Source organism: Bradyrhizobium zhanjiangense, assembly GCF_004114935.1.
GTDB classification, from domain to species: domain Bacteria; phylum Pseudomonadota; class Alphaproteobacteria; order Rhizobiales; family Xanthobacteraceae; genus Bradyrhizobium; species Bradyrhizobium zhanjiangense.
Genome location: NZ_CP022221.1, coordinates 9,259,811 through 9,285,615 on the forward strand (window position 1 = coordinate 9,259,811; position 25,805 = coordinate 9,285,615).

22 protein-coding genes are annotated in these 25,805 nt (G+C 64.3%); 11 read left to right on the top strand and 11 right to left on the bottom strand.

Annotation, left to right across the window (positions count from 1 at the left end; genetic code table 11):
• Positions 1–14: 14 nt before the first annotated feature.
• Entirely contained in the window at positions 15–1,037 is a 1,023-nt protein-coding gene (locus XH85_RS44270; protein ID WP_128936972.1) for an ABC transporter substrate-binding protein, read from the bottom strand.
• Between the two features lie 162 nt (positions 1,038–1,199).
• Here XH85_RS44270 and XH85_RS44275 point away from each other — a divergent pair, with 162 nt between their 5' ends.
• The 3 genes from XH85_RS44275 to XH85_RS44285 all read left to right on the top strand — a co-directional run bounded on the left by XH85_RS44275 (position 1,200) and on the right by XH85_RS44285 (position 4,778).
• Positions 1,200–2,006, top strand: a complete 807-nt coding sequence (locus tag XH85_RS44275; protein ID WP_128936973.1) for a creatininase family protein — start codon at positions 1,200–1,202, stop codon at positions 2,004–2,006.
• A 140-nt stretch (positions 2,007–2,146) separates the two neighbouring features.
• Positions 2,147–2,410 (top strand): hypothetical protein, encoded by a 264-nt coding sequence (locus tag XH85_RS44280; RefSeq protein WP_164934759.1) that lies wholly within the window; start codon positions 2,147–2,149, stop codon positions 2,408–2,410.
• A gap of 397 nt (positions 2,411–2,807) precedes the next feature.
• Complete coding sequence (locus tag XH85_RS44285; RefSeq protein WP_128936975.1) at positions 2,808–4,778, top strand: carbohydrate porin; 1,971 nt, start codon at positions 2,808–2,810, stop codon at positions 4,776–4,778.
• Positions 4,779–4,964: 186 nt separating this feature from the next.
• On the opposite strand, the gene XH85_RS44295 is transcribed toward XH85_RS44285, so the two are convergent.
• The gene (locus tag XH85_RS44295; protein ID WP_128936976.1) at positions 4,965–7,040 is read right to left on the bottom strand and encodes a methyl-accepting chemotaxis protein; all 2,076 of its coding nucleotides are present in this window, start codon (positions 7,038–7,040) and stop codon (positions 4,965–4,967) included.
• A gap of 239 nt (positions 7,041–7,279) precedes the next feature.
• Here XH85_RS44295 and XH85_RS44300 point away from each other — a divergent pair, with 239 nt between their 5' ends.
• Entirely contained in the window at positions 7,280–8,575 is a 1,296-nt protein-coding gene (locus tag XH85_RS44300; protein ID WP_128936977.1) for a hemolysin family protein, read from the top strand.
• 265 nt (positions 8,576–8,840) lie between these two features.
• Here XH85_RS44300 and XH85_RS44305 read toward each other — a convergent pair whose 3' ends face one another.
• From XH85_RS44305 to XH85_RS44315, 3 genes are all read right to left on the bottom strand, one after another.
• A complete protein-coding gene (locus XH85_RS44305; RefSeq protein ID WP_091896804.1) occupies positions 8,841–9,080 on the bottom strand; it encodes a PilZ domain-containing protein in 240 nt (79 codons plus the stop codon).
• Between the two features lie 98 nt (positions 9,081–9,178).
• Positions 9,179–10,867, bottom strand: a complete 1,689-nt coding sequence (locus tag XH85_RS44310) for an FMN-binding glutamate synthase family protein (protein ID WP_206734806.1) — start codon at positions 10,865–10,867, stop codon at positions 9,179–9,181.
• A gap of 355 nt (positions 10,868–11,222) precedes the next feature.
• Complete coding sequence (locus XH85_RS44315; protein ID WP_091896801.1) at positions 11,223–11,996, bottom strand: ferredoxin--NADP reductase; 774 nt, start codon at positions 11,994–11,996, stop codon at positions 11,223–11,225.
• A gap of 376 nt (positions 11,997–12,372) precedes the next feature.
• On the opposite strand from XH85_RS44315, the gene XH85_RS44320 reads away from it, so the two are divergent.
• Positions 12,373–13,176: an ATP-grasp domain-containing protein gene (locus XH85_RS44320; RefSeq protein ID WP_128936978.1), complete on the top strand. Its 804-nt coding sequence runs from the start codon at positions 12,373–12,375 to the stop codon at positions 13,174–13,176.
• Between the two features lie 221 nt (positions 13,177–13,397).
• Here XH85_RS44320 and XH85_RS44325 read toward each other — a convergent pair whose 3' ends face one another.
• Both XH85_RS44325 and XH85_RS44330 read right to left on the bottom strand, forming a co-directional pair.
• Positions 13,398–14,330 (bottom strand): amino acid ABC transporter substrate-binding protein, encoded by a 933-nt coding sequence (locus tag XH85_RS44325; protein WP_128936979.1) that lies wholly within the window; start codon positions 14,328–14,330, stop codon positions 13,398–13,400.
• Between the two features lie 9 nt (positions 14,331–14,339).
• Complete coding sequence (locus XH85_RS44330; RefSeq protein ID WP_128936980.1) at positions 14,340–15,638, bottom strand: dicarboxylate/amino acid:cation symporter; 1,299 nt, start codon at positions 15,636–15,638, stop codon at positions 14,340–14,342.
• Between the two features lie 212 nt (positions 15,639–15,850).
• On the opposite strand from XH85_RS44330, the gene XH85_RS44335 reads away from it, so the two are divergent.
• The 5 genes from XH85_RS44335 to XH85_RS44355 all read left to right on the top strand — a co-directional run bounded on the left by XH85_RS44335 (position 15,851) and on the right by XH85_RS44355 (position 21,206).
• Complete coding sequence (locus XH85_RS44335) at positions 15,851–16,849, top strand: NADP-dependent oxidoreductase (protein ID WP_128936981.1); 999 nt, start codon at positions 15,851–15,853, stop codon at positions 16,847–16,849.
• Positions 16,850–17,080: 231 nt separating this feature from the next.
• Positions 17,081–17,917, top strand: coding sequence for a cysteine rich repeat-containing protein (locus tag XH85_RS44340; RefSeq protein ID WP_128936983.1), 837 nt, complete (start codon positions 17,081–17,083; stop codon positions 17,915–17,917).
• A gap of 130 nt (positions 17,918–18,047) precedes the next feature.
• Positions 18,048–18,263: a hypothetical protein gene (locus tag XH85_RS44345; protein WP_128936985.1), complete on the top strand. Its 216-nt coding sequence runs from the start codon at positions 18,048–18,050 to the stop codon at positions 18,261–18,263.
• A gap of 193 nt (positions 18,264–18,456) precedes the next feature.
• Positions 18,457–19,596 carry an FAD-dependent monooxygenase gene (locus tag XH85_RS44350; RefSeq protein ID WP_164934760.1) on the top strand — a complete coding sequence of 380 codons (1,140 nt, stop codon included), beginning with the start codon at positions 18,457–18,459 and terminating at the stop codon, positions 19,594–19,596.
• Positions 19,593–21,206, top strand: a complete 1,614-nt coding sequence (locus tag XH85_RS44355; protein ID WP_128936987.1) for a benzoate-CoA ligase family protein — start codon at positions 19,593–19,595, stop codon at positions 21,204–21,206. The genes XH85_RS44350 and XH85_RS44355 overlap by 4 nt, the downstream gene beginning before the upstream one ends.
• Positions 21,207–21,425: 219 nt before the next feature.
• Here the strand turns inward: XH85_RS44355 and XH85_RS44365 are convergent, their stop codons facing one another.
• Positions 21,426–21,938, bottom strand: a complete 513-nt coding sequence (locus XH85_RS44365; protein ID WP_164934761.1) for a MarR family winged helix-turn-helix transcriptional regulator — start codon at positions 21,936–21,938, stop codon at positions 21,426–21,428.
• Positions 21,928–22,560, bottom strand: coding sequence for a maleylacetoacetate isomerase (maiA, locus tag XH85_RS44370; RefSeq protein WP_128936990.1), 633 nt, complete (start codon positions 22,558–22,560; stop codon positions 21,928–21,930). The genes XH85_RS44365 and maiA overlap by 11 nt, the downstream gene beginning before the upstream one ends.
• Positions 22,561–22,663: 103 nt before the next feature.
• Here maiA and gtdA point away from each other — a divergent pair, with 103 nt between their 5' ends.
• On the top strand, positions 22,664–23,704 hold the full coding sequence (gene gtdA, locus XH85_RS44375; protein WP_128936991.1) for a gentisate 1,2-dioxygenase: 1,041 nt from the start codon (positions 22,664–22,666) through the stop codon (positions 23,702–23,704).
• A 275-nt stretch (positions 23,705–23,979) separates the two neighbouring features.
• On the opposite strand, the gene XH85_RS44380 is transcribed toward gtdA, so the two are convergent.
• Both XH85_RS44380 and XH85_RS44385 read right to left on the bottom strand, forming a co-directional pair.
• On the bottom strand, positions 23,980–24,804 hold the full coding sequence (locus XH85_RS44380; RefSeq protein ID WP_164940056.1) for an ABC transporter permease: 825 nt from the start codon (positions 24,802–24,804) through the stop codon (positions 23,980–23,982).
• Positions 24,797–25,570: an ABC transporter ATP-binding protein gene (locus tag XH85_RS44385; protein ID WP_128936994.1), complete on the bottom strand. Its 774-nt coding sequence runs from the start codon at positions 25,568–25,570 to the stop codon at positions 24,797–24,799. The genes XH85_RS44380 and XH85_RS44385 overlap by 8 nt, the downstream gene beginning before the upstream one ends.
• Positions 25,571–25,805 lie beyond the last annotated feature (235 nt).

Consider the following 25,805-nt stretch of genomic DNA (forward strand, 5'->3'; position numbering starts at 1 on the left):
AATCTCAGCATGCGTTACGGCTTGCTCGGGCGCAGCTCGACGCCGACGCCCTTGTTGACGAAGCGCAGCGTATAGGATTTGCGGAAATCGAGGTCGGGCTTGACCACGCCGGCCTTCACCATCTTGTTGAAGAAGGAGGTGTAGCGCTCATCGCTCATGGCGCCGATGCCGTTCTTCAGGCTGTCGCCGGAATCGACGATGCCGTGCTCCTTCATCTTGGCGACGGAATAGGCGAGCAGATCGTCGGTCATCTCCGGATTGAGCTGCTTGATCATGGCATTGCCGGCGGAATTGCCGCGGTAGATGTAATTGTACCAGCCAATCATGGAGGCATCGACGAAGCGCTGCACCAGATCCGGTTTCTTCTCGACGATCTCGCGGCGGGTTTCGATCAGGGTCGAATAGGTGTTGAAGCCGTAGTCGGCGAGCAGCAGCACGTTGGGCTTGAAGCCGGCCGCCTTCTCGACCGCGAAGGGCTCGGATGTCACGTAGCCCTGCATGGCGCTCTTGGGGTTGGCGATGAAGGGCTGCGGATTGAAATTATAGGGACGGACGTTCTTCTCGCTGAATCCATATTCGGACTTCAGCCACTGGAAGTAGCTGGTCATGCCCTCCTTGGAGACGAACAGCGTCAGCGGCTTGAGATCCTCGATCTTGGCGACCTTGGCGTCGGGTTGCGTCAGCATCACCTGCGGATCCTTCTGGAAGATCGCGGCGATGGTGACGACGGGAACGTTATTGGCGACCGCATCGAACGACATCAGCGTGTTTGCGGCCATGAAGAAATCGATCTTGCCGGCGATCAGCAGCATCCGATTGTTTTCATTCGGCCCGCCGGGGACGATGGTGACGTCGAGGCCGTATTTCTTGTAGGTGCCGTCGGCGACCGCCTGGAAGAAGCCGCCATGCTCGGCTTCGGCGACCCAATTGGTGCCGAAGGTGACCTTGTCGAGCGTCTCGGCCCGCACCGGGACGCTTCCGACCAAAGCGGCCATCAAGCCCGCCGTTAACGCTCGCCGCAGATGAGAAGGGCTCATGAAGGGACTCCGTCGATCGTTGCTGGCCGATGTGAACGCAACGCGATAAAACCGCATGAAGTTCGGGGACGCGAGCCGGCCGGGCCCGCGTCCCCTCATACCCCAAATTACGTGACAAATTCAGGCAAAGAAACCTCCAAAGAAACCTTCAAGGAAAGCTCAATGATGCCGTCGCGCGACTGGACCGAGATCCGCTGGGCCGATGCGGCCCCGGCCGAGGCCTCGCGCTGGATTGCGGTGCTGCCGCTGGCGGCGACCGAGCAGCATGGCCCGCATCTGCCGCTCGAAACCGACGTGCTGATCGCGGACGCGTATCTGGCGCGCGTGCGCGAGCTGTTGCCCGAAACCGTTCCGGCCAGTTTTCTGCCCGTTGAGCCGGTTGGCATTTCCACCGAGCATATCGACTATCCGGGCACGCAGACGCTGCCGACTGAAACCGCGCTGAAGCGATGGACGGGGATCGGCGAAGATGTCGCGCGACGCGGCGTGAAGAAGCTCGTCATCATCACCAGCCATGGCGGCAACAGCGCGGCGATGATGCTGATCGCGCAGGATCTACGCGCGCACCAAAAACTGTTCGTGGTGACGACGTCGTGGTCGCGGCTATCAGGCGCCGACAAACTGTTTCCGGCCGATGAAGTGCGCCACGGCATTCACGGCGGCGCGGTCGAGACCTCGATCATGCTGGCGCGCTATCCCGATCAGGTGCGCATGAATGCGATCGCGGATTTTCCCGCGAGCAGCATCGCGATCGAGCAGCAGTATCGCTGGCTGTCGACGCAACGTCCTGCGCCGTTCGCCTGGCAGGCGCAAGATCTCAACGCCAGCGGCGCCGTCGGCAACGCGACGCTGGCCGTTGCAGAAAAGGGCGAACGCCTGATCGATCAGGGCGCGACGGCCTTTTGCGAACTGCTGAGCGAGGTCGATAACTTCGACGTGAACAGGCTCGCCAAGGGGCCTCTCGGCTAGCTCCCATCCTCCTGGAATTGTTCAGGAAAGCACAGGGCTCGGCGACCGCCTTTCCCGGCTTCGAACCGGACGCGAGGAGCCTCCGTCCAACTGGGCACGCGGGCCACAACGGACCGCCTCAACCCCGGATGGAGTTTCACATGTCGATCAAGACCAAGCTTGCCGCAGTCGCTCTCGCTACGCTCGCCGTGACCGGCAGCATCGTGTCCACCACCTCCTCGGCCGAAGCCAAGCAGCCCGGCTGGGTCTGGGGCGTGGGCGCCGGCATCGCCACCGCCGCCGTCGTCGGCTCCGCGATCGCCGCCAGCAACGATCCCTACTACTACGGCTATCACCGCTGCGGCTGGGTCGCCCAGTACAACGCCTTCGGCCAGTACGTCGGCCGCGTTCGTACCTGCTACTGATCTGAGTATCTGAGGCCGATCTCCCACGTGGATCCTGCGTCCGACACGGGCGCCTCATCCACCCCGTGTCGTGCCCCCGGCCCCGCCCGGCGTCCCCCCGGGCGGGGTCATCTGTTTCGGACTCCGACTTTGTTGCAGTCCCGTCACACACGGGTGCGAACCATCCTCTGCGGCGACGCGCGCCAGTTGCTATTGCGAATTAATCGCAATAAGGTCCGCAACAAGCTTAGGGGCTTGGGACGAAATCGCGCCGGATCGAGATCATCTCGTTCGATCGCGTGAGCACCTAAGACCTGATGACAGGGTCGCCGCGAATCGGCAGGGATGTCGCGGCGGGTGGATGCATTCGCGTTTGGGGGCGTGCGTTTTGACGTTGGGAGGTCACCGTTACAGGTACTTGCGGACAGCCGCGGCGATTGCCACGGGCGTGCTGGCTTTGCCCGCCACAGGCACCGCGGCCGATCTGCCGCTGAAGGCGCCGGCGCTGAGAGCGGTCTATGATTGGACGGGCCTCTATATCGGCGCGCATGCCGGCTATAGCCGGGGTTCGTCGCACTTTGCGCTGAACGATGGCACCGCAGTCAGTGACAGCGGCGTCTTCAGCGGCATGATCGGCGGCGTGCAGGCCGGCTACAATTACCGGCTCAATTCCGGCTGGCTGGTCGGCGTCGAAGGCGATTTCTCGTTTCCCAACTACATTGTCTCGAACTCGATCGTCTCCTTCCTGGCCACCCCCGCCAACACCGTCACCCAGCAATGGGACTACACCGCGAGCCTGCGCGGCCGCGTCGGCTACACCAGCGGCCCGTGGCTGGTCTATGCCACCGGCGGCCTTGCCTGGATGGGCGAGCGCTATTTCGACACGCCGGCCTCCGGCGCCGAAGTCCCGAAAATCCTGAACACGCGGCCCGGCTGGATCGCGGGTGCCGGCATCGAATACGGCTTTGCGCCGCATTGGAGCGCACGGCTCGAATATCTCTACAGCCGCTTCGACAGCGCCAATGTCGCCTTCTCCACGGGAGCCCAATACAGCTCCTCGTCGCTCGACTTCCAGCAGGTCAGGCTCGGCCTCAACCGCAAGGTCGATTGGCCGGGCATGCCGAGCTATGACCCGAAGAGCTCGCTGATCGACACGGAATCCGATCGCTGGGAGATTCACGGCCAGAGCACCTATCTGCCGCAAGGCTATCCGTCGTTTCCCGCGCTCTACACCGGACCGAACTCGCTCTCGCCATCAGCGCAGGCCAAGGCGACCTGGAGCAACAGCCTGTTCCTGAACGCACGGCTCTGGGACGGCGGCGAGGTCTATTACAATCCCGAGCTGCTCCAGGGATTTGGACTGAACGACACGGTTGGCGCCGCCGGATTCCCGAACGGCGAAGCGCAGAAGTCGAATTTCCCCTATCCGCATTACAACACCTCGCGCCTGTTCGTGCGCCAGACCTTCGGCTTCGGCGGCGAGCAGGAGGAGCTTGCGAGCAGCCAGCTGCAGCTCGGGCAGAAGGTCGACGTTTCCAGGCTCACCTTGCAGGCCGGCAAGTTCGCGGTGGTCGACGTGTTCGACGGCAATGCCTACGCCAAGGACACCCGCAAGGACTTCATGAACTGGTCGCTATGGGCGCCCGGCGCCTTCGACTATTCCGCCGACAAGGTCGGCCTCACCTATGGCGTCACCGCCGAGCTCAACCAGAAGCACTGGGCGCTGCGCGGCGGCTATTTCCTGATGGTCTCCGAGTCCAACTCGAATCATTTCGAGACAAAAGTCGGGGAGCGCGGCCAATACGTGCTCGAACTCGAGACGCGCTTCTCGCTGTTCGGCCAGCCCGGCAAGCTCAGGACCATGGGCTGGCTCGACAGCGCCAACATGGGAAGCTTCCGCGAGACGCTGGACAATCCCGCGCTCAATCTCGACATCGCGCAGACCCGGCGTGGCCGTGTGAAGTACGGTTATGTGCTCAACCTCGAACAGGCGATCACGGACGATGTCGGGCTGTTCGGCCGCTGGAGCTGGAACGACGGCCGTTTCGAAACGCTGGCCTTCACCGACATTCATCGCAGCCTGTCCGCGGGATTGTCGATCAAGGGCATGAAATGGGGCCGGCCTGACGACGTGATCGGCATCGGCGGCGCCGTCAACGCGATTTCGCAGGACTATCGCGACTTCCTCGCCGCCGGCGGCCTCGGCGTGCTCATCGGCGACGGCGCGCTCAACTACCGCAACGAGCGCATCCTCGAGACCTATTACGCCTACGCCGTGAACAAGAAGCTCACCCTCACCGCCGACTACCAGCTCATCGTCAACCCCGCCTACAACGCCGACCGCGGACCGGTGTCGGTGTTTTCAGGACGGCTGCACGGGGAGTTCTGAACGCGGCAAGAGTGTGCGGCCGTTTCACCTCTCCCGCTTGCGGGAGAGGTCGGCGCGAAGCGCCGGGTGAGGGCTTTCCCCTTGGGGATAGTCCCATTGTGGAACCACCCTCTCCCCGACCTTCTCCCGCAAGCGGGAGAGGGAGTGCACCTCGTTTGCAGCAATCAACTCTGACATCGCGACGCTCTACGCGGCACGGATCGCGTCCAGGAATTTTCCGACCTCGAGCTTGAGACGGCTGCTCTCGCCGGACAGCGATCTCGCGGACGCGAGCACGTTGGCGGAGGCCGAACCAGTCTGACTGGCGCCGCGCTGCACGTCGACGATGCTGGCGGAGACCTGTTGAGTGCCGCGCGCCGCCTGCTGCACGTTGCGGGAAATCTCCCGCGTCGCCGCGCCCTGCTCCTCGACCGCCGCGGCGATTGCGGAAGCAATCTCGGACATGCGGGCGATGGTGTCGCCGATCGCCTTGATGGCGCCGACCGAATCCTCGGTCGCGGTCTGAATGCCAGTGATCTGCTGGCTGATCTCGCCGGTGGCCTTGGCGGTCTGCTCGGCCAGTGCCTTGACCTCGGAGGCGACCACGGCGAAGCCGCGGCCGGCCTCGCCGGCGCGGGCCGCTTCGATGGTGGCGTTGAGGGCCAGAAGATTGGTCTGGCCTGCGATCTGGCTGATGAGCTCGACCACGTCCCCGATCCGCCCCGCCGCCTTGGCGAGCTCGCCGACATAATCATTGGTGCGCCCCGCCTGCTGCACCGCCTCGCCGGCGATGCGCGCAGAATCCTGGACCTGCCGGCTGATCTCGTCGACCGACGAGGCCATTTCCTCCGCGGCCGCGGCAACGGTCTGCACGTTGGTCGAGGCCTGCTCGGAGGCGGCCGCGACGGTCGCGGTGACCTTTTCCGATTGATCGGCCGTGTTCGTCAGCGTTCCCGCCGAGACTTCCAGCTCCGACGATGCCGACGACACGGTGTTGACGACATCGCCGATCATGGCCTCGAACTCGCGCGCGATCCGATCCATGCGCTGGCCGCGCCGAAGCTTCGCCTCGGCTTCGACCGCGGCTGCCTCGTCGGCAGCTTTCTTGGCGACGAGCGAATCCTTGAAGTGCCGGAGCGAGCCCGCGACTTGGCCGATCTCGTCGTTGCGGCCGCTTGCGGGAATCTCGACCTCGTGCTGTCCGACGGCGAGCGTTCCGATCACGTCGGCGAGTCGGCCGAGCGGCGTCACCACACGGCTGCGCAGCATCACGGTCACACCACCGAGCGTCCCGAGCAATGCCAGCACCGCGACGGCCGCAAGCGCCAGCATCGCCAGCGCACCATCACGAGAGGACGAGGCGCGATCGGCAGCTTCGGCCAGCGCGGCGTCGCGCACGCCGTAGAACATCTGGACGGCCGGTACGATGACCTTTGCCAGCTCATCGCTGTCGATGCCATATTTGCCATCGCTGCGCGCAGCAGCCATCTCCTTGTCCACGGCAGATGCTGCTTTTCCGAAATAAGATTCCGTTGCCGCCTTCAGCGCGGTGGCGATCCGCGGCGGATTCCCGAGCTGGTCGATGCCGGCCTCGATGCGCTCGCGGTCGGCTTCCACACGCCCCTGCATGCGATCCATCAGCGAGAATTCGGCCGACGTGAGCGGGCGACGTGCGGACAGCGCGGGGGACAGCGTGGCCGCGCGGCTGCCGGCGGCAACCCGCAGATCCTGCGCCGTCCGTGCCAGGCTCAACAGCGCCGCAAGCGAGGAATCGGCATTGATGACCTTCGCCTCGAGTCGGTTCATGATCGGCTCGATGCTGCCGAGCACCTCGGCGACTCCGGGCAGGAAGCCCTTGATCGCAGAGCTATCGCGCGCCGCCAGAGGAAGGCCCATCGCGCGATCGGCCGCCGTGTAGATCTCCTTCAACCGTCGCGCGGCACGGTCGAGGTTCTCGACCATCGCAGCACCGTCATCGAGCACAACGATGGCTCGCCTTGCGCCCTCGAATGCGGCATCGGCGGCTTTCCCCGCCTTCGCGGCATTATCGATCTGGGCCTGTGTGGCTGCGGCATCCTGGAAGATCGGTCCAATGTAGGGGGCACGAAGGCCGGCGACCTGCTGGCTGACCATCAGGGTCGCCGCAAAAGCGTCGACGGTCTTGATCGCGTCGGAGCGGTTCGTGAAGATGCGTGTCTGGGGTATGAGCACCTCGGCGCCGAGGATGACTGCAAAAACCGTCACCGTCAGCATCGACAGCGCGAAAAGCTTCCCGATCCGCATCCTGGTCCCCGAATACATTCTGCAAATTGTCGGAAACCTAGCCGGCGGCCACTAAGAGCCCGTTAAGTAACGCCCCGTAGTTCCGCGGAGTGCCATCTCGTCGCGGACCTGTCGGAACGCCGTCGATCACGGTTCCCCGGTGGTACGGATGCGACAGAATGGTCGGCATTTCCTCCCGGAATACCTATATCAATACGCGTGCCCTCATTCGGCGACACTGGCTTACTCTCGGAACGTCAATGCTCTCGATCGAACTCGTCATCGTCGTCGTCCTGATCGTCATCAACGGCCTGTTGTCCATGTCCGAGCTGGCCGTGGTGTCGTCCCGCCCGGCGCGGCTGTCGCTGCTCGCGGCCAAGGGCGTCCGTGGCGCCGAGCGGGCGCTGACGCTGGCGGCCGATCCCGGCAAATTTCTTTCGACGGTGCAGATCGGCATCACGCTGGTCGGCGTGCTCTCCGGCGCATTCTCGGGTGCGACGCTCGGGCAGCGGCTGACGCAATGGCTGGTCGAGCTCGGCATGTCCTCAGGCATTGCCGACATCGTCGGCGTCGGCCTCGTCGTCACGCTCATCACCTACGCCACCCTGATCGTCGGCGAGCTGGTGCCGAAGCAGGTGGCGCTGCGCGATCCCGAGAGCATCGCGGTCAGGGTCGCGCCCGCGATGCACGTGCTGGCGCGGATCTCGCTGCCGCTCGTGTTCCTGCTCGATGTCTCCGGCAAGCTGATCCTTACACTGCTCGGCCGCGGCGGCAGCGCCGAGGAAAAGGTCTCGGAGGACGAGATCCATCATCTTGTCCGCGAGGCCGAGAGCGCAGGCGTGCTCGAGCCGGGTGAGAAGGAGATGATCGCCGGCGTGATGCGGCTCGGCGACCGCCCGGTCGGCGCGGTCATGACGCCGCGCACCGAGGTCGACGAGATCGACCTAAACGACGATCCGGAGACCATTCACGAGATCATCGCAAAGAGCCCGCATTCGCGCTTCCCCGTCTCGGACGGCGATCGCGACAAGCCGATCGGCGTGCTCCAGGCCAAAGACCTGCTGATCGCTTATATGAACGAGCGCGCGCCGGATCTGCGCGCACTCGTGCGCGAGGCGCCGGGCATTCCGGCCTCGGCGGATGCCCGCGATGTGCTGACCATCCTGAAAGCTGCGCCGGTCCACGTCGGCTTCGTCTACGACGAATACGGCGCCTTCGAAGGCATGGTGACGGCCGCAGATATCCTCGAGTCGATCGTCGGCGCCTTTCATTCCGAGGAGGGGCCGCCCGAGCCGGCCTTTGTCAGGCGCGACGACGACTCGCTCCTGATCTCCGGCTGGATGCCGGTCGACGAGTTCGGCGAGCTGCTCGGCATTGAGCTGCCGCCGCACCGCTACAACACGGTGGCTGGCCTCGTGCTGCAACAGTTCAGCATGCTGCCCAATGTCGGCGACGCCTTCGACTTCGCCGGCTGGCACATCGAAGTGGTCGATCTCGATGGACGACGGATCGACAAGATTTTGGCGAGCCGGCTGGGCGAGCAGGCGGCGGCGTGAGTTGAGTGCGCTTGTATGGGCTAGCGTAGGCTGCCGCGCCAATCTCCACTCGCCGTCCCGGACAAGCGCGCCTTCAAGCGCGCGCCGATCCGGGCCCCCGAGCGAGCCCTTGCGCTCGTCGCGATAGCCACAGAGAGTGGTTTGGCGAGACTCGGCGTTCGGTACTGCTACCAACCGCGATCGTTAGATCACGCGGTATGGGTCCCGGATCTGCGCTGACGCTTGTCCGGGACGACAGCGGAGTTTTTGGGCTCGCGGCCTAATCTCACCCGAACCTCACCCCGATCCGCTTTTCCTTGCGCCAGACCACGGTGCAGGACAGATGCTTTCCGTCGGCGTGGACGAACAGGGTGAAACGGTCGGGGATACCGACCGGGCTGGTGACGTCGAGCGCTGCGCCGGTATCGGACAGGTTGCGGACCGTGCAGTCGATCGCGCCGCCGCCGAACTCGATGGTTCCGGCTTTCAGTACGCGATGTCTCGCCTTGTCGCGCCGTTCGTCCATGGGGCCAACTACACCCAAAGTTGAAGCAAGCGTTTAACGCAGCCTCTCCGGCAATGAATTATGCGCCGGAGCCGGCGGTCTTGCAACCGAGGCGACGCTCACAGCGCGGGCTGGAACGTCTCGGAGCGCGCCATCCGCCAGCCGTCGCGGAACCGCGGATCTTCCGTGCCTTCGAGCAGCTCGCCGGGCCGCAGCGCCGGATAGAGCTGTGCGAAGGATTGCACCTGGGTCGTCGATGTCCGTTGGCTGAAATGGATCGGGCGCAGCTGCTGCGGGTGTTCGAGGCCGGCGGCGGCGATCAGCTCGGTCAGCGAGTGCAGCGTCGCATGGTGGTAATTCTGCACGCGGTCGATCTTGAGCGGCACGTAGAGCGCGCGCGCACGCGTCGGGTCCTGCGTCGCGACGCCGGTCGGGCAGCGGTCGGTGTGGCAGCTCAGCGACTGGATGCAGCCGAGCGAGAACATGAAGCCGCGCGCCGAGTTGCACCAGTCGGCGCCGATCGCCATGGCGCGCGCCATGTCGAAGGCGGTGGCGATCTTGCCGGACGCGCCGATCTTGATGCGGTCGCGCGCATTGATGCCGACCAGCGCGTTGTGGACGAAATTGACGCCCTCGCGCATCGGCATGCCCAGATGATCCATGAACTCCAGCGGCGCCGCGCCGGTGCCGCCCTCATTGCCGTCGATGACGATGAAGTCGGGATAGATGCCGGTCTCCATCATCGCCTTGCAGATCGCCAGGAATTCCCAGGGATGGCCGATGCACAGCTTGAAGCCCGCCGGCTTGCCGCCGGACAGGCGGCGCATCTCGGCGATGAACTGCATCATGCCAACCGGCGTGGAGAAGGCGCGGTGCGAGGCCGGCGAGATGCAATCCTCGCCCATCGCGACGCCGCGGATCTTGGAAATCTCTTCCGAGACTTTTGCCGCCGGCAGCACGCCGCCATGACCCGGCTTGGCGCCCTGACTGATCTTGAGCTCGACCATCTTGATCTGGTCCTCGCCGGCGACGCGCGCGAACGCCTCGGGGTCGAAGGTGCCATCGCGATGACGGCAGCCGAAATAGCCGGAGCCGATCTCCCAGATGATGTCGCCGCCCATCTCGCGGTGATAGGGGCTGACGCCGCCCTCGCCGGTGTCATGCGCAAAACCGCCTTTCTTCGCGCCGGCATTGAGCGCACGCACCGCGTTCGGGCTGAGCGCGCCGAAGCTCATCGCCGAGATGTTGAACACCGAGGCCGAATACGGTTTTGCGCAATCCGGCCCGCCGATGGCGACACGGAATTTTTCCCTGGCATGCGCCTTCGGCGATACCGAGTGATGCATCCACTCGTAGCCCTCGCGATAGACGTCCTCCTGGGTGCCGAACGGACGCTTGTCGAGCTCCATCTTGGCGCGCTGATAGACCACCGCGCGGGTGTCGCGCGAGAACGGCATGCCGTCCTTCTCGCTCTCGAAGAAGTATTGCCGCATCTCGGGGCGGATTTCTTCCAGCAGGAAGCGGATGTGCGCCGAAATCGGATAGTTGCGCAGCACCGCGTGGCTCTTCTGCAGGAGATCGCGGACGCCGAGCAGGGTCAGCGCGGCGAAGATCAGGATCGGGACCAGCAGGATGTCGAAGATCTTGCGGTCGGCGATACCGATGGCGATCAGGAGCGCGGTGACGACCGCGCAGATCGTCAGCACGATGAAGCGCGGCGAGAACGGCAGCAGCAGGGTTTCCATGACCCCCTCTTCCGCCAGTGGCAGGCGTTTCGGAGCTTCTTGCGTCTTGTTGTCCTCGGCCACGATCACGTCCTCTCGCCAGCATGAGCGCTACGATACGCCTGTGCCTGTCATACGGATATGACGCGGCCTTTGTTTCAGGCTAGCGAATTCAGCTGAGACAAATCAATCAGCCCGATGGGCGGGCTTTTGCAGTGCAGCAGGAAGATGGGAGAGAAAGGGACGGTCAGCCGGGCAAGACGCTTCACCCACCGCCGTCGTCCTGGCGAAAGCCAGGACCCATAACCCCTAAGCGGGGTTGTTGCGAAGACTGATAACGACCAGCCTTCGCCAAACCTCACTCGGTGGGTATGGGTCTTGGCTCCCGTGCGCAATTGCGCACAAGGCCAGGACGACACCGAGACGACAAAGAGCGGGCTTACCGCTCGACGAACGCCTTCTCGATCACGAAATGGCCTGGCTTGTTGCCGGAGCCCTCGACGAAGTCGCGGCCTTCGAACATCAGCTTCAGCTCTTCGAGCATCGCCGGGCTGCCGCACATCATGACGCGGTCGGTTGCGATGTCGAGCGGGCCCTGGCCGATGTCGTTGAAGATCTGCTCGGAGTTGATGAGGTCGGTGATGCGGCCGCGGTTGCGGAACGGCTCGCGGGTCACGGTCGGATAGTAGACCAGCTTGTCCGCGAGCAGCTCGCCGAACACCTCGTCCTCACGCAAATTCGCGACGAGCTTCTCGCCATAGGCGAGCTCGGAGACCTGGCGGCAGCCATGCACCAGCACGATCGACTCGAACTGGTCGTAGACCTCGGGGTCCTTGATCAGGCTCGCGAACGGCGCAAGGCCGGTTCCGGTCGAGAGCAGCATCAGCCGCTTGCCGGGAAGGAGATTGTCGGTGATCAGCGTGCCGGTCGCCTTGCGGCCGACCAGGATGGTGTCGCCTTCCTTGATCTTCTGGAGGCGCGAGGTCAGCGGACCGTCCTGAACCTTGATCGAGAAGAACTCGAGCTGTTCCTCGTGATTGGCGCTCGCCATGCTGTAGGCGCGCAGCAGCGGGCGGCCGTCGACCTCGAGGCCGATCATGGCGAACTGGCCGTTCTGGAAGCGGAAGCCGGTGTCGCGCGTGGCGCGGAAGCTGAACAGCGTATCGGTCCAGTGGTGGACGGAAAGAACCTTCTCTCGGTAAAACGCGCTCATGATTTTCGATATTCCGAATATATTGCGGTTTTCGGGCAAAAGCGTTGCCCGGCCCCTGACAGCGGGGCGGGCACCATCTGCCATGGCGGAGGATTTCGCGTGTGTGATCTACGCCATTGAGACCAATAATCAACCTCGTTTCGGAAGCAATTGATGCCGATCAAACCGGCATTTGGGCTGAATTGGGCGCATCATTAATGAATTTGCTGCCCAGCGCGCGCGGCGGGCAATTTCTTTTCCCTTGGGGGCTCGACGGCAGCACTTAATTTCCATCGCGCTAACGAGAATTTCATTAAGAATAGCTCTGATTTTCACCCCGGTTTGGCGCCGTTTTCCGCATTTTTGCGGCTTTTGGCGACAGGAACGACTGAATCACATGGCAAGCGGCGAGCGGATCTTCGTCCAGGCGATCAGGCGCTATTGCGCACAGCACGGCATCACGGTCGATGTCCGCGCCAGTGGCTGGCTGATCGCGATGCGCCGGGGCGACGAGCGCCGCTTCGCCTTCGGCTACGACATCGGCCTCAACAGCGCCATCGCCCACCGCCTCGCCAACGACAAATCGGCCACCGCCGAAGCGCTGACGCTTGCGGGCGTGCCGTGCGTTCCCCATCACCTCTTCCTCAACCCGAAGCTGGGGAAGCATGTTGTTGGCCCCACCTGGCGAGAGGCAATGTTCGAGCTGCTTCGCGACCATCCGCAAGGCGTGGTGGTGAAGCCGAACGAGGGGACGTCGGGGCGATCGGTGTTCAAGGTGACGACGGAGACGGAACTCGACCACGCGGTTGGCGAAGTTTTCTCGATGAGCGCCGGACTCGTGATCTCGCCCTATGTCGCGATCGAGGAGGAGGTCCGTGTGGTGCTGCTCGATGATGTACCTCTCATCGTCTACAGCAAGCAGCGCGGCACAGATTGGCGACACAATCTCGATGCCGGCGCAAAGCCGGTGTTGCTGGAGGACAGCGAGGTTCGCGAGGCTTGCGTGAGACTCGCCATCCACGCAGCAAACGCCATCGGCATCGCCTTTGCATCAATTGACGTGGTCCGCGTCGATGGCACCTGGCGCGTGCTCGAGATCAATTCCGGCGTGATGATGGAAGCGTTGGGCAAGCTGCATCCGGAGCTGGTGCAGGCGACGTATGACGCGGCGCTGGACCGGGTGTTTGGGGACGACAGGTGATTTGAACTCTCGCCGCGAGCTCGCTGCCCCTCTCCCCTTGTGGGAGAGGGTGGCTCACCGCGTAGCGGTGAGACGGGTGAGGGGTTTTCTCTTCGCGCGCGCCATTTCACGATTGAATTCGCGGATGCATACCCCTCATCCGGCGCTTCGCGCCACCTTCTCCCACAGGGGGAGAAGGAAGAGCAGTGAGTCCGCGGCGCCAGCCCTGCAACAAATTCAACCTAATTATTCGCGCTCGGCGAATCGTCCATGGCCTTAAAGGCTTCCTCCAATTGCAGCGAGATCGGCACGTTCAGCCGTTCGCCGGTGGGAAGCCTTGCGGTGAACCATTTGTTGTAGAGCGGGACGAGGTCGCGGTTGGAGCCGAGCTTGCGGAAGGCGCGTTCGACCACGGCGGCGAGTTGCGGTTCGCCCTTCCTGAACATGATGCCGTAGGGATCGTAGGACAGATAGTCCCCGACCACGCGAAAATATTCCTGCGCCTTGTGGCGCGCGATCAGGCCGTAGAGCAGGATGTCGTCGGTCGCGAACGCATCCGCCTTGCCGTCGGCCACCATCCGGAACGACTGCTCGTGATCCGGCGCGGTCACGATGTTAAGGCCGAGCGAGAGCTTCTTGTCGACGGCGTGCATCGCCTGCTCGTTGGTCGTGCCCTTGGTCACGACGACGGTCCTGCCCTTCAAATCCGCGACACCGGAAACGGCCGCTCCCTTCGGCACCATCAGCTTGGTGCCGGCGACGAACATCAGCGGCGAGAACGCGACGCGCTTGCCACGCTCGGCATTGGCCGTGGTCGAGCCGCATTCGAGGTCGATCTTGTTCTGAAGCACGGCCTCGATGCGGTCGTCCGAGGTAACCTTGACGTAGTCGATTCTGAGATTGGGGTCGTCGACCTCGACGCCGATCTCCTCGACGATGGCCTCGCAGAGCTCGAGGCTGTAGCCGATCGGGCGACCCGCCTGGTCGAGGAAGGAGAATGGCGGCGAGCTCTCGCGATAGCCGAGCCGCACGGTGTGCGCTGTCTTGATAGCCGACAGCGTCGGGCTGAGCCCTTCGCTGCCGCCGGTCTGTGCGACCGCCGAGGTCGCGAGCAACGATGCCGCTGCGACCCACAGGACGCCGCCGATCACTGACCTCGCCAGGATCTGGCCCATGGTTCGCTCCTATCCATGGCCGGCCATCGCAGGCACTTCGCCCGGAACCATGTCCTCAGGCACGAGGTCGCCCGGTTCAAGCGCATGCTCGGGCCCGAGCTCACCCTCCCATTTCGCAACCACCGAGGTCGCCAGCGTGTTGCCGATCACGTTGGTGGCGCTGCGACCCATGTCGAGGAAGGTGTCGATGCCCATGATCATCAAGAGGCCGGCCTCGGGGATGTTGAACTGTGCCAGCGTCGAGGCGATCACGACGAGGGAGGCGCGCGGCACGCCGGCGACGCCCTTGGAGGTGATCATCAGCGTCGCCAGCATCGCGAGCTGGGTGCCGAGCGGCATGTCGATGTGGTAGCTCTGCGCGATGAAGATGCTCGCGAAGGTGCAGTACATCATCGTGCCGTCGAGGTTGAAGGAATAGCCGAGCGGCAGCACGAAGCTCGAGATCCGCGACGAGGCGCCGAAGCGGTTGAGGCCCTCCAGCGTCTTCGGATAGGCCGCCTCCGAGCTCGCCGTCGAGAACGCGATCATCAGCGGCTCGCGGATCAGCTTGAGCAGATGGCTGTAGCGCGGCCCGATCACGATGAAGCCGACGATGACCAGAAGGCCCCACAGGATCGCCAGCGAGAGATAGAAGCCGCCCATGAAGACGACAAGCTTCCAGAGCACCAGGAGCCCGTTCTTGGCGACCGTCGCGGTGATCGCGGCCCACACTGCGAGCGGCGCGAACAGCATCACATAGCTTGTCACCTTCAGCATGATGTGGCCGACGTCGTCGATCAGCGCCAGGATCGATTTGGAGCGTTCAGGCATCGCGCCCATCGCCACCGAGAAGAACACGGCGAAGATCACGATCTGGAGGATCTCGTTCTGCGCCATCGCGTCCGCAATCGAGGTCGGGATCAGATGGGTCAGGAATTTCTCGATCGAGAAGGCCGAGACCGGCAGGCCGGTCGATTGGCCTGCCGCGGGCAGCGTGCCGGGGAAGTTGGCGCCGGGCTGCAGCAGATTGACCATCACGAGGCCGAGCAGCAGCGATACGAAGGAGGCACTGACGAACCAGCCCATGGTCTTGGCGAAGATGCGGCCGAGCTTGGAGCCCGAGCCCATATGAGCGATGCCGCCGACCAGGGTCGCAAACACCAAAGGCGCGATGATCATCTTGATCAGGCGCAGGAACATCATGGCGATCAGGTTAATGGAGGATGCCCAATCGGCGCGCGTGTCGGGCAGGAAGTTGTAGATCGCCGAGCCCATGACGATGCCCAGCACCATCGCGGCCAGAATGTATTGCGTGAACCTGTTGGACATCGCTTACCCCCCACGTACACCGGCGCTTCATGATGTCGCAGATATCACGGCGACGCAACACGCTTTGCGTGTGGTCGCGTTGGCCGGATGTTCCCGTTGTGAAATGGAGCGCGGCGATCTAGCCTTCACGCAGCGCACAACAAATGCGGCTTGCACGTTTTCTTGGCTGCGGTTGCATCAATAATTGCCAAACAATCGAAGAGGGGAACGCCATGAGCGGCATCAATCGTCAAATTCTCCTGGTGGAAAAGCCCAGCGGCAAGCTCGGCCCCGAGCATTTCAAGATGGTGGAGAGCGCACCACCGGAGCCAAAGGACGGCGAGGCCCTGCTGCGCGTGCGCTACATCTCGCTCGACGCCGCCAACCGTGCCTGGATGCACGGGGCGACCTATCGCTCCGCCGTCGAGGCCAACAGCGTGATGGCCGGCGGCGCCATCGCCGAGGTCGTCAGTTCGAAGGCGCCGGCGCTCGCACCCGGAGACATCGTGTTCGGCGATACCGGCTGGCAAGAGTTTGCCGCGGTGCCTGCGAAGCACCTCACCAAAGTGCCGAAGCTCGAACCGATGACGCATCTGCTCAGCGTGTTCGGCATCGCCGGCCTCACCGCCTATTTCGGCCTGCTGGAGATCGGCAAGCCCAAAGAGGGCGAGACGGTCGTGGTCTCCGCGGCAGCAGGCTCGGTCGGTTCGATCGTCGGACAGATCGCCAAGATCAGGGGATGCCGCGTGATCGGCATCGCCGGCGGCACGGACAAGTGCAACTGGCTGACCTCAGAGCTCGGCTTCGATGCCGCGGTGGACTACAAGGACAGCGCGGTGTTCAAGGCGCTACGTGCAGCCGCGCCAAAAGGCATCGACGTCTATTTCGACAATGTCGGCGGCGATATTCTGGAAGCCTGCCTGCCGCAGATGAACAATTACGGCCGCATCGCCTGCTGCGGCGCGATCTCGCAATATGACGGCGCGCCTGCCGCGCACGGCCCACGCGGCGTGCCCGGCCTGATCGTGGTGAAGCGGCTCGTCATGCAGGGCTTCATCGTGATGGACTATATGAAGGACAGCCAGCGCGCGCTCGCCGAGCTCCAGGGCTGGGTCAAATCCGGCAAGCTGAAGGTACAGGAGGACATCATCGATGGCCTCGAGAACACACCGAAGGCGCTGATCGGATTGCTCGCGGGCGAAAACCGCGGCAAGCGCATGGTCAGGCTCTGACGACGTATCGTTTGAGCATGATTTTCGAAAAGCCGCTGCAGACTTTGCGCTAGCGCGGCCCGTCGGATCCGGATCATGCTCTCGTTGCGGCGCGATTGGGCCGGCATAATTGACTTGCGGCAGAGGTCAAAGCGGCGAATGATGCGGCTCGCGAGGCATTACCCGCGACGATTGCGATTGCATCACATTTTCAGAATCGTCGGCGTGACCGACGGGGCAGGAAATACTCAGATGTTCAACACGTTGAAACATGCATCAACGCGCAAGGCGTTGCTGGCGGCAGCGTTCTTCGCAACTGCAACAAGCGCATTCGCGCAAACGCCGACCGAGGCGCAGAAGGGCGCCATCCGCTCGGCATGCCGCTCGGACTTCATGGCGCATTGCGCGAGCGTGACGCCCGGCGGGGTGGAAGCGTATCAATGCCTGGCGAAGAACATGCCCAGCCTGTCATCGGGATGCCAGACCGCGGTTCGCGCGGTCGAACCTGCTGCGGCTCCGAAGACCGAAGCTGCGCCCGCTGCGCCGAAGACCGAGGCCGCACCCAAGGCGGCAGCGGCGCCTGCCACGCCGAAGGCTGACTCCGCTCCCGCTGCAAAGCTGACCGCCGCGCCGGCGCCGAAGGCTGCTGCCGCCACGCAGCCGAGCAGCGCGCAGATTGCGGCGGTCAAGAGCGCGTGCCGCGCCGATTATCCCAAGGTGTGCGCCAGCGTGCCGCCGGGCGGCGCCGCCGCGCTCGAATGCCTGGAGAAGAACAAGGTCAAGGTCTCGCCGGCCTGCGAGAAGGCCGTGAGCGCCGCAGCCGGCGGTGGCGCGGCAGCAACGGCAGCGCCCGCGGGTGCGGCTCCCGCGGCAGCAGCGCCGGCGGCCGCACCAGCGGCGATCGTTTTACGCCCGCTGCGGCCGCGCGAAGAGCTGTTCATCGTCAGGTCGGCCTGCGGCGCCGATATCCGCACGCTCTGCGCCGGCGTCGCGCCCGGCGGCGGCCGCATCGTTCAATGCATCTCCAGCAATGCCGCCTCGCTATCGCCGGCGTGCAAGGACGTACTCGCCCCGTTCGCAGCGCGATGAGGCGGCGCACGATCGCGCGCCAAGGCACGGGGCAATGATTGGCGGCGTGCGCAATGAATTCCCGCACGCCTGCAACGACAAATCTTTTGCAAGGATCCGATTTCGATCACGACCAGACCGGGAGGACAACATGCGTTCATTGCTGCTCGTCGCTTCTGCACTCCTCGCCTTCGCGGCCACCATGACGTTCGAGCCCACCGACGCCAATGCGGTGGTCTGCGCCCGCGGCGTGTATCGCGCCGGCTGCGCCGGGCCGAACGCGGCCGTCGTGGTCCGCAAGCCGGTTCCGGCCGTCCGCTGCACCAGGGTGCTGGTGAACGGGGTCTACGTGAAGCGCTGCGTCTGACGGTGCGGATGGCCAAGCCCGCGTGGTTTGGCTATGCTTGCGCGCGAAACTGCTTCGGACACGCGCCAAACGCGCGGTCCGAGAGCGAGCTTCGGCGCGCCACGCTTTGCCGATAATTCTGCTGGCGCCGGACGCCGGAGCACATTAGTCTACCCCTAGATAGTAAGTATACTGTCAATTAGGGAGGCAGACGTTGCGGATCGCCGTGATTGGCGGGGGGCCCGGTGGGCTCTACTTCGCCTATCTCTGGAAGAAGCGTCACCCCGAGGATCAGGTCGACCTGTTCGAACAGAACCCGGCCGACGCGACCTGGGGCTTTGGCGTCGTGTTCTCGGACCAGGCCCTGGAATTCCTGCGCGCCGACGACCCCGAAACGGTCGACGCGATCGCGCCGCATATGGAGAGCTGGGAGAACATCACGCTGAACCTGCACGGCGACAGCGTCGCCATCGACGGGGTCGGCTTCTCCTCGATCGGACGGCTCGAGCTCCTCAAGTTCCTGCAGCAGCGCGCGCTCGATGCCGGCGTCACCCCGCGCTTCGATACCCAGATCCACGCGATCGACCAGCTCAACGGCCACGACCTCATCGTCGCCGCCGACGGCCTCAACTCGCTGGTGCGCCGTGCCTATGAGGGCGATTTCGGCACCTCGCTGTCCTACTCCTCCAACAAGTTCGTCTGGTACGGCACCTCGAAGCGCTTCGACACGCTGTCGCAGACTTTCGTGAAGACCGACCGCGGCGCCTTCAACGCCCATCACTACCGCTACTCGCCCACCATGAGCACCTTCCTGGTCGAATGCGATCACGCGACATGGCAGGCCTATGGCTTCGCCTACAAGGACGTCGAGCAGTCCAAGGGCATTTGCGAGGAGGTGTTTGCCGATACGCTTGGTGGCCATTGCCTCATCTCCAACAAATCGGTCTGGCGTAACTTTCCCTGGGTCTGGAACGAGTACTGGTCGTTCAAGAACATGGTGCTGCTCGGCGATGCCCTGCACTCGGCGCATTTCTCGATCGGCTCGGGCACGCGGCTCGCGATCGAGGACGCCATCGCGCTGGTCAAGGCGCTGGAATCGGACGCGCATCTGGCGACCGCGCTGCATCGCTACCAGGCCGCGCGCAAGCCGGTGGTGCAGAAGCTCGTCAACGCCGCGCGCACCTCGGCCTTCTGGTACGAGCATTTTGCCGAGCACATGCAGCTCGATCTGATGGATTTCGCCTACAGCTACATCACCCGGTCCGGCCGCATCGACGATTCCCGGCTGCGGGCGATGTCCCCAGCCTTCATGGCGCGTTACGAGGTCGCCAAGAACGGCGGAGGTGCGGCATGAGCAACGTGATTCGCGACCAGGTGCCCGCGGACAGCGCGGGCGCACGCGAGATCGGCTTTGCCGTTCCGCAAATCTATAACGCCAGCCGCGTGCTGTTCGACAATCTCGACAAAGGACGCGGCGACAAGCTCGCGCTGATCGGTCCGGCGGGCAGGCGAACCTATGCCGAGCTCTGCGCGGAGGCCTGCCGCTGGGGCAACGGCCTCGCATCGCTTGGTCTCCAGCGCGGCGATCGCGTGCTGTTGTTCCTCGACGACACGCCGGCCTACCCCGCCGCCTTCTTCGGCGCGGTGCGTGCCGGCTTCGTGCCGCTCCTGATCAACACGTTGACGCCGCCAGACCTCTTGCAATTCTATCTCGCCGATTCCGGCGCGACCGTTGCGGTGGCCGATGCCGAATTCGCGACGCGCTTCAATGCGGAAGCCTGCAAGGACACGGAGCTGCGCACGCTGGTCGTCGTCAATGGCGAAGCGCGCGACCACGCGGCGCCTGTTGCGATCGCAGCGGCAAGCTGGCTCATGCAATTTCCGGTCGAGCTCGCGGAAGCCGACACGAATCGCGACGAGATGGCGTTCTGGATGTACTCCTCCGGCTCCACCGGCCGGCCCAAGGGTATCGTGCATCTCCAGCACGACATGGCCTATAGCGAGGCCGCCTTTGCGCAGAGCGTATTGAAACTGACGCCTGACGACATCTGCTTCTCGGTGCCGAAAATCTTCTTCGCTTACGGCTTTGGCAATTCCGTCACCTTCCCGTTCTCGGCGGGCGCGGCAACACTGCTGCTGCCGGGCCAGCCGAAGCCCGCGGCGATCTTCTCGGCGATCACGCGGTACAAGCCGACGGTCTTCTTCGGCCTGCCGACGCTCTACACGTCGCTGACCAAGGCCGAAGGTGCCGAGAAGACCGACTTCTCATCGCTGCGCATGTCGCTCTCCGCGGCCGAGGTGCTCTCCGCCGAAGTCTTCAACGGCTGGAAGACACTCACGGGCCTCGAGATCGTCGAGGGCCTCGGCTCGACTGAGGTGCTGCACATCTATCTGTCCAATCGTCCCGAGCAGAAGAAGCTCGGCGCCGCCGGCCTGCGCGTACCCGGCTACGAGGTCGCGCTGCGCGACAAGGACGGCCGCGACGTCGCCGACGACGAGGAAGGCATCTTGCGGGTGCGCGGCGATTCCAACACACCGCTGTACTGGAACCGGCCGGACAAATCCGCCGAGACCATCCGCGACGGCGGCTGGATCTACACCGGCGACCGTTTCGTGCGCGATGCCGACGGCTTCCACTTCTTCCGTGGCCGCGCCGACGATCTCATCAAGATCTCGGGCCAGTGGGTCTACCCACTCGAGGTCGAGCTGTGCCTCGCCGATCACCCGGATATCCGCGAATGCGCGGTGTTCGCGGCCGAATTGCCGGACCGGCGCATGACGCTGAAGGCGGTGGTGGTGATGAACAACCGGAGCGTCGACCAGAGCGAGACGACGCGCAAGCTCCAGGACTATGTGAAGGGCAAGCTATTGCCCTACAAATATCCGCGCGAGGTGATCTTCATCGACGAACTGCCGAAGACGGGCACGGGGAAGATTGACCGGCAGGCGTTGCTGAGGATGTAGCCACTGCTGTCATCGCCCGGCTTGCCGCCTCCGCTGAAGCTTCGGCGGCCAAGCACCCTTGTGGCCCCGGCGTAGCCTTGGCGGAGCCGGGACCGGGCGATCCAGTACGCCGAGACGGTCGTGATTGAACCGAGACGCCGCGGCGTACTGGATTCCCCGCCTTCGCGGGGAATGACAGTTGAGATTGAGGCGATAGCGTCGCTCCACAATTGGAGCCAGTCACCCACCCTTCCCCAGATGCTCCAGCGCGTCCTCTGCGCGCAGTGGCACCCGTGACGCCTCGTTGTTGAGGTCGACCAGCTGCACCAAGAGCCCCAGCAGCGCCTTGCGCTCAGTGGGCTTGAGCGGCTCCAGCATGCGCGCCTGGGCGCGCTCGACGGCGGGGATGATCTCGCGCAGGATCGCGGCGCCGGATTTCGTCAGGTACAGGAGCTTGATCCGCTTGTCCTCGGGTGCCGGCTTGCGCTCGATATAGTCCTTGGCCTGCAGCCGTTCGATCACGCTGCCGAGCGTGGAGCGGTCGAAGGCGATCACCGCCGACAGACGCGTCGCGTCGATGCCGGGATGGGTGTGGATCGCGATCAGCGCCGCATATTGCACCGGCGTCAGATCGAACGCCTTGCACTCCTCCATGAAGATCGAGACCGCGATCTGCTGCATGCGCCGGAACAGGTAGCCCGGCGCGGCATAGACCGCGTCCATGGTGATCGGAGGAAGAGGCTTACTCGGCATCGGGCTGCTTCTCCGGAGCGGCATCGGCAAAGGCCCCTAGCGCCTTGGCGGCGGCTTCTGCCGTCAGCAGGCGCGGATAGGCAGACACATCGACGCCGAAGCGGCGGGCATTGGCGAGCTGCGGCACCAGACAGAGATCGGCGAGCGTCGGCGCATCGCCGAAACAGAACGGCCCAGGCTCGTTCCTGATCAGCGTCTCGCAGGCCGAGAGCCCCTCGCGGTTGACCCAGGCCGCCCACTCCTGGACTTTCTCCTCGGCAAGGCCGAGCTCGCGCAGCCGCGCCAGCACCTTCAGGTTCTGCACCGGATGGGTGTCGCAGGCGATCGCCAGCGCGAAGGCGCGCACCTTGGCGCGGCGCAGCGGATCCTTTGGCAGCAGCGGCGGATTGGGGTGCATTTCGTCGAGCCATTCGATGATCGCGACCGATTGGGTCAGCACTACACCCGCATCATTCTCCAGCGCCGGCACCAGACCTTGCGGATTGATGGCGAGATAGGCGGGCGCGCATTGCTCGCCCTTGCGCAGATGATGCGGCAAATGCTCGGCACCGAGGCTCTTGAGGTTCAGCGCGATCCGCACCCGATAGGCGGCGCTGGAGCGGAAATAGCCGTGCAGCTTCATCGAGACCTCCCATTTTCCTGTTGCTTGTACGTTGTTCGCCACGTTGACGCTACCTAGATCGTCAGTATACTGTCAATCAACAAAACGATCGGGAGCAGCAACCATGGAAGCCGTGACCAAGACGCCGGAACGCGAGGCGTTCTACCGGAAAATCGACGGCGAAAATCTCACCGCGCTGTGGACGGTGATGAGCGATTTGATCACGCCGGAGCCGAAGAGCGCCTGCCGGCCGCATCTCTGGAAGTTCGACGTCATCCGCGACTACATGACGGAAGCTGGCAAGCTGATCACCGCCAAGGAAGCCGAGCGGCGCGTGCTGGTGCTGGAGAACCCGGGCCTGCGCGGACAGTCCAAGATCACGACGTCGCTCTATGCCGGCGTGCAGATGGTGGTGCCCGGCGACGTCGCGCCCGCCCACCGCCACAGCCAGTCGGCGCTGCGCTTCGTGCTCGAGGGCAAGGGCGCCCACACGGCCGTCGATGGCGAGCGCACCGCGATGGAGCCCGGGGACTTCATCATCACGCCGTCGATGACCTGGCACGATCATTCCAACGAGACCAGTGAGCCGATGTTCTGGCTCGACGGCCTCGACATCCCCCTGGTGCAGTTCTTCGACTGCTCCTTTGCGGAAGGCTCCAAGGAAGACCAGCAGAAGATCACCAAGCCGGCCGGCGACAGCTTCGCCCGCTACGGCCACAATCTGCTGCCGGTGGACGTGAAACGGAGCTCGAAGACCTCGCCGATCTTCAGCTATCCCTATGCCTACACCCGCGAAGCCCTGGAGAAAGCCCGCGTAAGCCAGGAATGGGACGCCTGCCATGGCCTGAAGCTGAAGTTCAGCAATCCCGAGACCGGCGATTTCGCGATGCCGACCATCGGCACCTTCATCCAGCTGCTGCCGAAGGGTTTCAAGACCGCGCGCTATCGCGCGACCGATGCGACGGTGTTTTGCCCGATCGAGGGCAAGGGGCGCAGCCGGATCGGCGACACCGTTTTCGAATGGGGCCCGCGCGATCTGTTCGTGGTGCCGAGCTGGCACTGGGTCACGCACGAGGCGGACGAGGACGCCGTGCTGTTCAGCTTCTCGGACCGGCCGGTGCAGCAGAAGCTGGATCTGTTCCGGGAAGATCGCGGGAATGCGTGAGGCAGGCTGCCAGCCAAGTACTCGGTGGCGTCCCGGCGAAGGCCGGGACCCATAACCACAGGAAGTAGTTTAGCGAAGATTTGTAGTTATCTTCGTCGGTACAAGTTCCTTGTTAGATCACGCGGTATGGGTCCCGGCCTTCGCCGGGACGACGATGGAAATTTTGGCGCGCGTCTCCATCCACATCGTCATTGCGAGCGCAGCGAAGCAATCCAGACTGTCACCGTGGAAAGACCCTGGATTGCTTCGCTGCGCTCGCAATGACGGAGAATGCTTCACCGCCAGTGCAACAGCCGCATCTCCAGCCAGCCGATCACTTTCCCCACCGCAAGCCCGAACACCGACAGGATCACCACGCCCGCGAGCAGCTGATCGGTCTGCATCAGATTACCGGCCTGGAGCACGAAGGCGCCGATGCCGTATTGCGCGCCGATCATTTCGGCGCTGACGACCAGCAGCAGCGCGACCGAGGCGGTGATGCGGAAGCCGGCGAGGATCGCGGGCAGCGCGCCGGGCCAGATCACCTTGCGCACGATGGTGGCGAAGGGAACGTTGAAGCTTTGCGCCATGCGGATCAGGTTGCGCGGCACCGCATCGACACCGCTATAGACCGAGATCGCGGTCGAGAAGAACACCCCGAGCGCAATGGTCGCGATCTTCGGCTCTTCGCCGATGCCGAGCCATAGGATCAAGAGCGGCAGCAGCGCGATCTTGGGGATCGGGAACAGCGCCGAGATGAAGGTGATGCCGACGCTGCGCGCGAGCCGCGACAGGCCGATGGCGAAGCCGACGGCAACGCCGGCCGCAGTCCCGAGCAGCCAGCCGACGCCGATGCGCAGCAGCGAGGCCGAAACGTGCTGCCAGAGCGCGCCGGAGATTGCGAGCTGGTAGATCGCGCGCACGATCGCCGACGGCGCCGGCAGGAACAGCGGATTGACGAGGCCCACGGTGCCGGCGGCCTGCCAGACTGCGATGACGAGCGCGAGCGCGATCCAGCCACCGAAGCGGCTCGACGCAGGCACGAAGCCCGCACCGCGGAAGCGGACGCGCCGGGTCGCCTCGTCCTTCGCTGAAGTTTCCGCCAAGGCCCGATCAAGCATGTTGGACCTCGCGCTCGGCATCGATCGCCTCATTGCGGATGAGCGACCAGATCTGGTTTTGCAGCGCGAGCAGCTTCTCCCGCGCCGCGGTCCCGCCGCGTTCGGCGCGCGTCATCGGCACGGTCACGACCTCGCGAATCCGCCCCGGCCGGCGCGACAGCACCACGATGCGGTCGGCGAGCCGCGCCGCCTCTTCGAGATTGTGGGTGACATAGACCGCGCCCATGCCACCATCGGCGAGCAGGCTAACGAAATCCTCCATCAACAGCTCACGCGTCTGCGAATCCAGCGCCGACAGCGGCTCGTCCATCAGCAGGATCGCAGGTTTGACCGCAAGCGCGCGCGAAATGCCGACGCGCTGGCGCATGCCGCCGGAGAGCTGCTTTGGATAGGTTTTGCGAAAATCGGTCAGGCTGGTGCGGCGGAGCGCATCGTCGACCAGCGCGCGGCGCTGCGTCGACGAGAGCTGCGTATGCAGCAGCGGGAATTCGACGTTCTCCTCGACCGTCGCCCATGGCAGCAGCGCAAAATCCTGGAACACGAAGGTCAGCGGATTGAGGCTGTCCGCTGGCGGCGTCCCGCGCAGCTCGGGCGCACCGGAGGTCGGCTGCAGCAGGCCGCCCAGGATCGACAGCAGCGTGCTCTTGCCGCAACCGGAGGGACCGACGATCGCCACCACCTCGCCGGCGCTGACCGTAAAGGAGACGTCGTCGAGCACAGCGAGATCGCCGAAGCGGTGGGAGATGTGGTCGGCGATCAGATCCATGCGGCGAGCCCGCCTTCTTCACCCTCCCCTGGAGGGGGAGGGTCGGTTCGTACTGAGCGAAGCGAAATGCGAACCGGGGTGGGGTGACGGTCTATTCGCATTGATGCTGACGATGCCTGCTCTCGCGCTTTCCGCGAACGATCGGAGCGAACGACGGACAGACCGCCGCCGTGGCTCACCCCACCCCGCTCGCCGCGGTCGATGCTGCGCATCGCCGGTGCGATCGACCCTCCCC

Bases quoted from the DNA above. Each gene is read 5' to 3' on its own strand.
- XH85_RS44295 (WP_128936976.1), bottom strand. From the start codon at position 7,040: ATGCGGATCGGGAAGCTTTTCGCGCTGTCGATGCTGACGGTGACGGTT.
- XH85_RS44305 (WP_091896804.1), bottom strand. From the start codon at position 9,080: ATGGACGAACGGCGCGACAAGGCGAGACATCGCGTACTGAAAGCCGGA.
- XH85_RS44365 (WP_164934761.1), bottom strand. From the start codon at position 21,938: ATGCCGAGTAAGCCTCTTCCTCCGATCACCATGGACGCGGTCTATGCC.
- maiA (WP_128936990.1), bottom strand. From the start codon at position 22,560: ATGAAGCTGCACGGCTATTTCCGCTCCAGCGCCGCCTATCGGGTGCGG.
- XH85_RS44380 (WP_164940056.1), bottom strand. From the start codon at position 24,804: ATGCTTGATCGGGCCTTGGCGGAAACTTCAGCGAAGGACGAGGCGACC.
- XH85_RS44330 (WP_128936980.1), bottom strand. From the start codon at position 15,638: ATGTCCAACAGGTTCACGCAATACATTCTGGCCGCGATGGTGCTGGGC.
- XH85_RS44335 (WP_128936981.1), top strand. From the start codon at position 15,851: ATGAGCGGCATCAATCGTCAAATTCTCCTGGTGGAAAAGCCCAGCGGC.
- XH85_RS44300 (WP_128936977.1), top strand. From the start codon at position 7,280: ATGCTCTCGATCGAACTCGTCATCGTCGTCGTCCTGATCGTCATCAAC.
- XH85_RS44345 (WP_128936985.1), top strand. From the start codon at position 18,048: ATGCGTTCATTGCTGCTCGTCGCTTCTGCACTCCTCGCCTTCGCGGCC.
- XH85_RS44315 (WP_091896801.1), bottom strand. From the start codon at position 11,996: ATGAGCGCGTTTTACCGAGAGAAGGTTCTTTCCGTCCACCACTGGACC.
- XH85_RS44280 (WP_164934759.1), top strand. From the start codon at position 2,147: ATGTCGATCAAGACCAAGCTTGCCGCAGTCGCTCTCGCTACGCTCGCC.
- XH85_RS44340 (WP_128936983.1), top strand. From the start codon at position 17,081: ATGTTCAACACGTTGAAACATGCATCAACGCGCAAGGCGTTGCTGGCG.
- XH85_RS44325 (WP_128936979.1), bottom strand. From the start codon at position 14,330: ATGGGCCAGATCCTGGCGAGGTCAGTGATCGGCGGCGTCCTGTGGGTC.
- XH85_RS44275 (WP_128936973.1), top strand. From the start codon at position 1,200: ATGATGCCGTCGCGCGACTGGACCGAGATCCGCTGGGCCGATGCGGCC.
- XH85_RS44320 (WP_128936978.1), top strand. From the start codon at position 12,373: ATGGCAAGCGGCGAGCGGATCTTCGTCCAGGCGATCAGGCGCTATTGC.
- XH85_RS44385 (WP_128936994.1), bottom strand. From the start codon at position 25,570: ATGGATCTGATCGCCGACCACATCTCCCACCGCTTCGGCGATCTCGCT.
- gtdA (WP_128936991.1), top strand. From the start codon at position 22,664: ATGGAAGCCGTGACCAAGACGCCGGAACGCGAGGCGTTCTACCGGAAA.
- XH85_RS44355 (WP_128936987.1), top strand. From the start codon at position 19,593: ATGAGCAACGTGATTCGCGACCAGGTGCCCGCGGACAGCGCGGGCGCA.
- XH85_RS44270 (WP_128936972.1), bottom strand. From the start codon at position 1,037: ATGAGCCCTTCTCATCTGCGGCGAGCGTTAACGGCGGGCTTGATGGCC.